Annotated in this window: 2 protein-coding genes and 1 riboswitch; both genes read right to left on the minus strand. The window is 71.4% G+C overall.

The genetic code is table 11. The features are described 5' to 3' along the window. Positions 1 to 306, minus strand: a 306-nt coding sequence (locus DEIPI_RS0106960) for an ATP-binding cassette domain-containing protein (RefSeq protein WP_157463519.1), incomplete at its 3' end; no start/stop codon positions are given. Positions 307 to 399: 93 nt separating this feature from the next. Next, positions 400 to 523: riboswitch (SAM riboswitch) on the minus strand. A 100-nt stretch (positions 524 to 623) separates the two neighbouring features. Next, the coding region (locus DEIPI_RS0106965; RefSeq protein WP_027481302.1) for an alpha/beta hydrolase family protein at positions 624 to 1,826 on the minus strand (1,203 nt) is incomplete at its 5' end.

The raw sequence follows: 1,826 nt of genomic DNA on the forward strand, positions 1-1,826 counted from the left end.
CAGGGCGACGTTCCCGGCGGCCGTGCGCTGGGCGAGCAGATTGAAGTGCTGGAAGACCATGCCGGTGCGGGCCTGCCGGGCGCGCCGCCCGGCCACGGAGAGCGCGGCGAGGTCCTGCCCGGCGACGAGGACCTGTCCGCGCGTGGGCGTCTCCAGGCCGCTGACGAGCCGCACGAGGGTGCTCTTGCCCGCGCCGCTCTCGCCGATGACGCCGAAGGTGCTGCCCGCGGGCACGTGGAGGTCGAGGCCGCGCAGCGCGGCGTGACCGTTCGGGTAGGTGTGCTCGACGTTTCGGAACTCGATCATGAACGCGCCCTCCTCGCGCGGCGACGAGGAGGGCGTCAAAGGACGTCCCCTTCCCGTCGGTTCGAGAAGGGGGCGTTGATCGCAGGTTCCCTTCCCTTATCGGTCCCGCTTTTGCGCCATCGTCGGCGAGGAGCGGGCTGGAGAGCACCATGCCGTGATGAGGGCTGGTTGCTGCGCGTTTCATCGGGCCAGATCCCTGACGCGCTCTGGATAAGAGCGTTGCCACCGAGGGCGGCAACAGGCGACACGCTAGCGTGAGGCCGTCATGTCAATCATGACGCCGCGCACCTTTGGGTGCGCGGCGCTTCGTGGGGGCGTTACTTCGCGGTGATGTCGAGGCCGTCCTGCGGGCGCGCCCCACCGTCCACCCAGGCGCGCAGCTCGTTCCACGCGAAGGTCACCTGACCGGGCGTGAAGTCGCAGTGCCTCGGCGCGGCGGTGTTCGCGGCGACGGTCTGCTGCACGAGGTTCGCGGCGTTCCCGGCGCGCGTGACGGTGTCCTTCAGGATCGCGGCGTGCTGGAAGGGCACGAGCGGGTCGACGACGTTGTGGAAGGACAGCACCTTCGCCCTGAACTGCCCGGTGGGGCGGTACCACTGCGTGAGGTACGCGCTGGCCCTGGGGTCGGCGGTGACGCGCAGGACGCCCTCGTTGAGGGCCGCGTCGGTCGCGTCGCCGAGGGTGCGGTACACCTTGCCGACGTTGCCGTAGCCGTTGCCGCCCGTCGTGACGAGGTAGTCCTGCAGGCCGTACCCGAAGCCCGCGAGGGCCGTCACGAAGGACGTGGGGTCGGGGTTGGCGCCCGTGGCCGCCGCGACGCGCCCGACGATGTTGCGCGCGTTGGCCTTCACGGCGGCGTCCTGCGAGGCGGCGGCGTCCGTGAAGAGCGCGGTGAGACGCTGCTGCAGGAGCTGCTGCGTGAAGGCCGCCGTGGGCGCGAGGATGTTGTCCGCGCCGGGCAGGGCGTAGGGCGTGCCGCGCGTGAAGAAGTCGTACACGACGCGGAAGTCGGTGAGATAGCGGATCTCCTCGCCCCAGCCGCCCGTGACGCCGCAGAAGGGCATGCCTCCCACGTAGTCGTCGGGGTACTTCTCCACGAGCGCCATGACGATGTTGCCGCCCATGCTCGCGCCCGTCGCGTAGGCGCGCGTGCTGCCGACGAGGTCGAGGAAGCGCTTGAGGTTCTGCGTGGCCTGCACGCCGCTCTGCACGGCGTACCCGGCCTTCGCGTAGGCGCTGTAGGCGTACGCGTAGCCCTGCGCGTTCACGAGCGTGCCGAGCCCCCCGGCGGGGTCGCGGTCGGCGCTGACCGTCTCGGGCTGGCCGGGCGTGACGTAGCCGTGCGCGAACAGGACGCTCTGGCGGTTCCAGCGGGCCGGGATGCGCGCGACGAAGTTGAGGTTGTCGATGCGGCCCGTGACGGTGAGGCCCGTGGCGCCCTCGTCCACGCGCAGGTCCGTGACGCGCGCGGGACGCAGGCGGGCCGCGGCGATCTGCACGGCGGCGCGCAACTGCGAGAG

The sequence above is a fragment of the Deinococcus pimensis DSM 21231 genome, from assembly GCF_000519345.1.
Classification (GTDB): Bacteria; Deinococcota; Deinococci; order Deinococcales; family Deinococcaceae; genus Deinococcus_A; species Deinococcus_A pimensis.